At 33.6% G+C, this 7,943-nt stretch carries 7 protein-coding genes; 1 reads left to right on the top strand and 6 read right to left on the bottom strand.

Translation table 11 applies throughout. The features are described from left to right. Window positions 1-243: 243 nt before the first annotated feature. The 6 genes from PHC28_RS12405 to PHC28_RS12380 form a co-directional block, all read right to left on the bottom strand. On the bottom strand, window positions 244-1,533 hold the full coding sequence (locus PHC28_RS12405; RefSeq protein ID WP_300100897.1) for an efflux RND transporter periplasmic adaptor subunit: 1,290 nt from the start codon (window positions 1,531-1,533) through the stop codon (window positions 244-246). Between the two features lie 6 nt (window positions 1,534-1,539). Continuing rightward, window positions 1,540-2,913: a TolC family protein gene (locus PHC28_RS12400; protein ID WP_300100894.1), complete on the bottom strand. Its 1,374-nt coding sequence runs from the start codon at window positions 2,911-2,913 to the stop codon at window positions 1,540-1,542. Window positions 2,914-2,995: 82 nt separating this feature from the next. Continuing rightward, window positions 2,996-4,111: an efflux RND transporter periplasmic adaptor subunit gene (locus PHC28_RS12395; RefSeq protein WP_300100891.1), complete on the bottom strand. Its 1,116-nt coding sequence runs from the start codon at window positions 4,109-4,111 to the stop codon at window positions 2,996-2,998. Window positions 4,112-4,152: 41 nt separating this feature from the next. Further along, window positions 4,153-5,418: an ABC transporter permease gene (locus PHC28_RS12390; RefSeq protein ID WP_300100888.1), complete on the bottom strand. Its 1,266-nt coding sequence runs from the start codon at window positions 5,416-5,418 to the stop codon at window positions 4,153-4,155. Window positions 5,419-5,420: 2 nt separating this feature from the next. Beyond that, on the bottom strand, window positions 5,421-6,668 hold the full coding sequence (locus PHC28_RS12385; protein WP_300100885.1) for an ABC transporter permease: 1,248 nt from the start codon (window positions 6,666-6,668) through the stop codon (window positions 5,421-5,423). Then, window positions 6,661-7,362 carry an ABC transporter ATP-binding protein gene (locus tag PHC28_RS12380; RefSeq protein WP_300100881.1) on the bottom strand — a complete coding sequence of 234 codons (702 nt, stop codon included), beginning with the start codon at window positions 7,360-7,362 and terminating at the stop codon, window positions 6,661-6,663. Before PHC28_RS12380 ends, PHC28_RS12385 begins: the two co-directional genes overlap by 8 nt. Window positions 7,363-7,533: 171 nt before the next feature. Between PHC28_RS12380 and PHC28_RS12375 the strand changes: the two genes are divergently transcribed. Further along, window positions 7,534-7,943 (top strand): DUF4403 family protein (locus PHC28_RS12375; RefSeq protein WP_300100878.1); only part of this gene is annotated, 410 nt, incomplete at its 3' end.

Below are 7,943 nucleotides of genomic sequence, written 5' to 3'. Positions count from 1 at the left end.
CATAAAATTGTCTTTCCTCCTTTTGACAAAGCAACAGAACAATTCTTAGTAGCGGTTTCGATGTTGAGAATGTAAGGCAAAATGGGGTTTAGATTTGGGGTTTAATTCTAAATTATTTCTTTCCAAATTGTCATTCCGACGAAGGAGGAATCTCATAACAAGAGCAACTAATGAGATTCCTCCTTCGTCGGAATGACAAACTTGTGTTTATTTTTTTGCAAAGTTATAAATTACAAATAACTTTTACTTTTTCTCTTCCACTTTATCCGTAGTCACTTTATCGCCCGAATTCAAATCTTTTGAAACGGTTGTATAAGGTCCGGTGATAACAACATCTCCTTTTTTAAGTCCTGTAATTACTTCAATATTGGTGTCGTCCTGAATTCCTGTTTTTATGATTCGAATTTTAGCTTTATCTCCCACTTTTACGAAAACACATTCTAGTTTTTTGTCGCTTTTTGGTTCCGTTTTTTTATCAGCCTCTTGGTCTTCTACTTTAAAAGCTTTCACCGCAGTTGTATCAGATTTTACAACAACTGAACTAATTGGTACAGCCAAAACATTGGTTCTTGTCTTGGTAATAATATCAACAGTTGCTGTCATTCCTGGTCTAAAAGGAGAATAAGTATCTGGTTTTCCTTCTAATAAATCTTGGTAAGACTCTTTCAAAATTCTAACTTTCACTTTAAAATTAGTTACTTGGTCAGCTGTCAAAGTAGAGCTCGCTGAGTTGGAAATACTTGTAACAACTCCTTTAAATTGTTTTTTCAAATAAGCATCTACCTCAACTTTGGCTTCATCACCTACTTTAATTTTTACGATGTCATTTTCATTTACATCGACTTCCACTTCCATATTATTCAAGTTGGCAACACGAAGAATTTCGGTTCCCGCCATTTGTTGCGTTCCCAAAACTCTTTCTCCTAACTCTACATTAAGCACTGAAATTGTACCGTCAGCAGGTGCATAAATTATGGTTCTTCCTAGATTATCTCTAGCTTCATTTACGGTTGCCGAAGCACTTTGCACATTAAAATAGGCTGATTGTTTAGTTGCTTTGGCTACTTCAAAAGAAGCTACTGATTTATCCCAATCTGACTTGGAAATAATTCCTTTAGCAAATAAAGTTTTGTTTCTATCGTAATTGGATTTAGCTTCATTATAAGAAGCTTCAGCTTGAGTTAAACCTGATTTGGTTCCTGATAAATTAGCAACCGATCTGTTTAATCCCGAAGTATATAAATCAGGATTTATCTTAACCAATAAATCGCCTTTTTTGACTACTTGCCCTTCTTTTATAGGCAAAGAGATAATTTCACCAGAAACCATTGAAGCAATTTTTACTTCGATTTCAGGTTGGATTTTCCCAGTTGCTGAAACGGTTTCAACAATTGTTGTAGCATTAACATTGGTAATTTCCACAGATTTTCCTTTGTCTTTATTACCAATAACTCCTGTTTTTGAAAGTGTTATTAAAGCAATAATTAGTAAAATTACTCCACCAATTAAATAATAGATAGTTTTTTTTGACATAATAAATTAGTTTTTGAGTATTGGAATTCCAAAATAGAATTCTAGAATTTTTATTTTAAAAATATAATCGTATTTCGTTCTAAGCACTTCTGATTGTGCATTAGAAAGCAAAGTTTGTGCTTGATTAAAATCAAATGAATTCATCATTCCCACAGCATATTTTTCTTTGGCATAATTGTAGGCTTCTTGTCTGGCGTCTAAAGCTGCAAGTGAAGATTCATAGGCATTCAAACCTCCTTTAGCATCTGTAAATGCTGTATAAACATTTCGCTGCAAATCTAATTCTTGCTGTTCAACAGCAATTTTTGATTTTTCTAGATTTACTTTAGAACGCTCTACATTATTTTTGGCAGAAAACCCATTAAAAATCGGAATCGACAATTGTGCTCCAAAAGATTGCCCTTTATTATCACTAAATTGATTGAAGAAAGGAGCAGGACTTTTAGTTCCTATAAGATTACCTGTAACAGGATCATATGCGGGTACATCTGCATAAGAAACTCTGGAATTAAAATTATAAAAACCTCTCAAACTAGGCTGAAAAGCACCTTTGGCGATAGCAACATTTTTCTGAGCAATTTCTAAATTGGTTCTGGCAATTTTCAATTCCGTTCTGATTTCTTTTGCTTTTTCATAAATAGCCGTTGGTGCCTGGGCTAAAATATTATTTTCATCTTTAGCAGAAGTTTCGTCTGAAATATCAAAGTTTTCAAAATCTTTAAGCTGCAATAATTGAGTCAAACTTAATTTTGAAATTAACAAAGTATTTTCGGCAGCAATAACTTTTTGATTGTCTAGAGCAACAGTTGCTTTTATGTCCAACAAATCACCACGAGGAACAGAACCCGCTTTCACTAATTCTTCGGAACGTGTTAATTGTTTTTCATTTATTGCCAATTGCTCTTGCTGTACTTTTAGATTTTCTTTGCTAAAAAGGACTTGCAAAAATGAATTAGCAACATTAAGTGCTATATCTTCTTGCATTTTTTTTAATTGATATTTAGCAGCTACAATTGAAAGATTGGCTCTTCGAAGTGTGTTTTGATGCTGCAAACCATTATAAATATCAACGCCAACACTTGCGCTTGCCGAAGTAAACTGTGTAGTTTGGTTACGCAATAATCCAGTGGTAATATCCTGATTTAAACCAACATTCCAAGAGTGGGAAGCATTAGCATTTATGGAGGGTAAAAAATTTCCTATTGCTCCTTTTTTATCAATATCAGCTGTTTTAGTATCCAACTCAGATTGCTTGATAGAAATATTATTATCAATGGCATATTTTACACATTCTTCTAATGTCCATTTTTTAGTTTGTGCCTGAATCGACAAACTAAACAACAGAATAAAAACGAGACTAAAACAACTATTCTTTTTCATATTTTTTTGAATGAAAGCGTAGCAAAGGCACTACGCAAATTTAACATTTATTTTAAAACTGGATATCTTTTTATAGGATAACTTATTGTTTTGGAACATCAGTTTTTAAACCCTGATTCCAAACTTTTATTTTATCAGAAGCTTTAACTCCGCTTTTTACTTCTACATAAATACCATCGCTAACGCCTAAAACTAAATCTTTCCTTGCGAATTTTTGTTTTGAAGTTTCAACTTCTACGAAAGGTTTTTGAGTTTTACCATCAAACTGAATTAATGCTTCTTTGATAGCCATAACTTTATCTGCTCTTTCTAAAATAATCGAAGCATTCGCACTCAATCCTGCTCTAATGAAGGTGTCATCTCTGTTTAACAATGCTGCTTTTATTTCAAATTGAATTGCTCCATTTTCCGTTTTGCCCTTTGGAGCAATATCGGTTAAAACAGCATCAAACTTTTTGTTTTCGATAGCTCCAACTGTAATTTCAATAGGCAAGTTGACTTTAATTTTTCCAACTTCGGATTCATCAATTTTACCTACAAATATCATTCGCCCTACATCGGCAACACTAGCTATGGTCGTTCCTTCGTTGAAATTATTACTTTCGATCACCTGATTTCCGACTTTTACCGGAACATCAAGCACCATTCCGTTTACAGTAGAACGAATTAGTGTATTAGCATAATTTCCTAGTCCTGAAGTAGTTCCTGTTTTTACAATTTCATACCCTTGTTTTGAAGCGGCATAGTTTTGTTTGGCTTGATTATAAGCTAATTGAGAAGCATCAAAATCATTAGCAGAAATCACGCCTTTATCAAATAATGTTTTTTGTCTTTGGAACAATTTTTCTTGATTGTCCAAATTTATTTTAGCCGTTTGAACCTGATTTTGAGTACTACTCAAATTCGAAACATTGGCAACTACTTTTATTTTGGCAATCAAATCTCCAGCCTTGATAGTTTGACCAGCTTTTATATAAACCGTTTCTATAATCCCAGAAATATTGGGTTTGATTAGGACTTCTTCGTCCGGAACTATATTTCCTGTTGCAATTGTATTCTTGATAATTGTTTTAATTTCTGTTTTATCTGTTTCAAAAACAACCGGAGATTCCTGGTTTTTGGCATACAAATAATATAGCGCACCGAAAAACACTATTGCTATAAAAATTAAAATTGTTATGGTTACCCCTTTTTTCATCTTGATGGTTTTTAATTCGATTATTATTTTTGATTGCTATTTTATTCTGTTCTTAATGCGTCAACAGGTTTGACTTTTATGGCGGTTTGAGCCGGAATAAATCCTGCTAACAATCCTGAACCAACTAATATAATTAAGGCAAAAAATACTACTGGTAAATCGACACTTGGATTGGCAAACATAGAACCTTCACTAGGCATCGAATCCAAAATCTTGTTAATTATTATCAAAACCCCAGTTGCCGCTCCAATGCCTAACATTCCAGCAGAAATAGTTAGAAAAATGGCTTCTAACAATATTTGAGAACGAATGGCTGCTGGAGTTGCACCTAAAGCTCTTCGGATGCCAATTTCTTTGGTTCTTTCTTTTACAACTATTAGCATAATATTTGAAATTCCAATTACGCCCGAAAGCAAAACTAATGTTCCTACAAAATAGGCAATGAATCTAAGTATAGAAAACAATCCCAATATTTTGCTGAATTCCGCATATAAATCGAAATTGCCGATAGCTCGTTCATCATCCGGACTAATAGAATGTCTGGATTTTATAAACTCTAAAATCTTTGGTTTTAAATCTGTGATTGAAGCATCGTCATTTGCGGTAAGTGCCATCCAGCCTACCCTATCGCCATAATTGAAAGCTTGTTGAAAAGCAGTAAAAGGAATGAAAATATTTTTTTGGTTCTCTTCAGCATTGCCATTATTATTGCCTTTGGTTTTGTAAACCCCAACAACCATAAAGTTGACTCCATTGACTTCGATATAGGACCCAATAACTTCTTCTACTTTTTCATACAATCCGTCAATTACCCCTTGACCAATAACTGCCACTTTACGACTCGACTCAATATCCTGATAATTTACAAATCGGCCTCGAATAATGTCCATCGATTCCTGTTTAACATATTCCGGATAATCGCCATAAACATTGAAAGCAGCTGTTTTTGTTCCTCTTACCACATTATTTGAACCATTATGACCGCCCAATTGATTTCTTGGAGAAACATATAAAAGGTCCGGAAATTTTTCTTTTAATGCTGGAACATCTCTATTCTGAAAATTAAATTGTCTAGTTTTAGGAAGTCCTTTATAGGGTTTTGAAGTAGCTTGTGTCCACATAAACATTGTGTTTGTAGCCATTCCCGAAAACCCTTGCTTAACACCATTTTCCAAACCATTTCCTGCAGCAAGAAGTATTACTAAAATAAATATTCCCCAAAAAACACCAAAAGCAGTCAGTATTGTCCGGAATGTATTTGCGGTCAATGCTTCTAAAATTTCATCCCATTTATCTCTGTCAAACATAATTATTCGTCTCTAAGTGCTACAATAGGTCTAATTTTGGCTGCTCTATACGCCGGGAAAAATCCTGCTAAAGCACCTGCAAATATCAACAATCCCAATGTTGTCAAAGCAATAGAAAAATTGACTTCAGGATTCAAAAAATAATCACTTTTAATCTGAGGACCAACCAATTCCAAAAGTGCTAAACTAGACAGAAGTCCAATAAAGCCAGCAATTGTGGTAATAAAAATAGATTCGTGTAAAATCATTCCAACAATTGAAATTGGAGTTGCTCCAAGTGCTTTTCTAATTCCAATTTCTTTGGTTCTTTCCTTAACTATAATCAACATAATATTGCTAACCCCCACAACTCCTGCGATGATTGTACAAATCCCAACCCACCAAAAAAACAATCTTATATACAAATTCAAATCATAAAACTGTTTAATGTTTTCAACTGTACTATTAATTCCTATGGCACTTGTGTCATCTGGTGCAATTGTATTTTTACCTCTAATCAGCTGTGATATTCCTTCAGTAAATTTCTTTGAATCTGCGAGTGCTTCCTCATAAGTATCTTTTTTATTCAGCGTAAAAGACATATCACTTAATTTATCTTCACCACTTCCAAAAACTTGTTGTACAGTTGTAATGGGTATATAAGCTCTAGTTTCCTCACGTTCTCCTCCAGGATCAGTAAAAACCCCAACAACTTCAAATTTTACATTACTAATTGCTATTTGCTCTCCTATAGCTTTTTTATCTTTAAATAAATCCTGTTTTAATTTTAGCCCAATGATTGCAATTTTCCTTTTGTTAGTCAAATCCATTTGGTTAATAAATCTTCCTTCAATGACTGTAACTTTTTCAATAGCTTGATGATCTGGAGAAACACCCTGACAATCGTAGTTTCCGGTTTCTTTTCCGTAAACAATATTTCCGTTCCAAATATTAAATTTCGAACTTTTCTTATCAATTTGGTTTTCAAATTTTTGTTTAGAAATCTCAAAATCACTATTACGCAGCTGAATTCGTCTTCCCGGATTTAATCCTTTGTATTCTTTTGTTGTCGTTCCTGCCCAAATCCAGATAACACCATCAGCATCATTTTCAAATTGTTTTGCAATTCCGTTTTCGAGCCCTTTTCCAGCACCAAGCAGAATTACTAAAATAAAAATACCAGAAGCCACAGAAGTTCCCGTGAGAAAGGTTCTCATTTTGTTTTTGGCAATTGCCTCAAAAATTTCCTGCCAGCGTTCTATATTAAACATAAGAAGATGCTCTCACTTGTTCTACATATTTATCATCGATGATTAAACCATCTTTCAAAACCACATTTCTTTTGCACATTGCAGCAATATCAGGTTCGTGGGTTACAATCAAAATTGTTTTCCCTTCGTCATTTATCCCTTGAATTAATTCCATCACTTCATAAGAAGTTGCCGTGTCCAAAGCTCCTGTTGGCTCATCGGCCAATAACACTTTTGGGTTCGATGCTAATGCTCTTGCAATCGCTACACGCTGTTTTTGACCACCTGAAAGTTCACTAGGCAAATGATGAGAATGCGATGCCAAACCTACTTTTTCAAGATAACGCATTGCAAATTCATTGCGTTCTTTTCTTTTTATCCCTTTGTAATACAATGGCATTGCCACATTATCCAAAGCAGATTTATAATTAATTAAATTGAAAGATTGGAAAACAAAGCCCAAAAACTGATTTCGATATTTAGAAGCAATTGTTTCGTTAAGATTTTTAACTGGCATTTTATCTAAAATATATTCGCCAGAATCCGCTTCATCAAGAATTCCAAGAATATTAAGCAAAGTAGATTTTCCAGAACCCGAAGAACCCATAATTGCAACCAACTCTCCTTCTTTGATACTGAAATTGATTCCTTTTAACACGTGCAACTCAGAACCTCCTACTTTATATGATTTATGCAAATCTTTAATTTCAATCATATCTTTTTGAATTAGAAAAACAATATTAATTATTTTGAAAAGGAATTTGTAATAAGAAAACGTTAATAGTATTCTTCCATTTTAGTTTATAAGACTTGACTGCAAGGAAAATGTTACAGCATTATTGAAAATATTTTAATTTCACTAATTTTGAGGTCTTAAACATCAATAATGAAATCACTTTCGACTCTGCTCATTCTGCTAATTATTTTCTCTCTATCGAGTTGCTCCACAACAAATAAAATTTTGACATTAAAACCTGAGCCAGACAACGCCAGTCCATTAGAGTACGAAACCACTCCTTCCTTTATTAATTTACCCATAAGCGTAAAACTAAAGGATGTTGAAAACCAAACTAACTCCATTTTAAATGGATTAATCTATGAGGACAACACCATTGAAGACGATAATATTGAAATGAAAATTTGGAAACAAGCTCCAATTTCTATTACCAATGAAAACGGAAAAATAAAAACAGTACTGCCATTAAAAGCTTTGGTCAAATATAGAATTGGCACTACAACTTTAGGTGTTGAACTCTATAACACTAAGGAATTTAACCTCAACGGAATTGTCACTTT

Source organism: Flavobacterium sp., assembly GCF_028712645.1.
GTDB lineage: Bacteria > Bacteroidota > Bacteroidia > Flavobacteriales > Flavobacteriaceae > Flavobacterium.
Note: the sequence above shows the minus strand (reverse complement) of the source record. Positions and strands in the feature narration are given on the sequence as shown.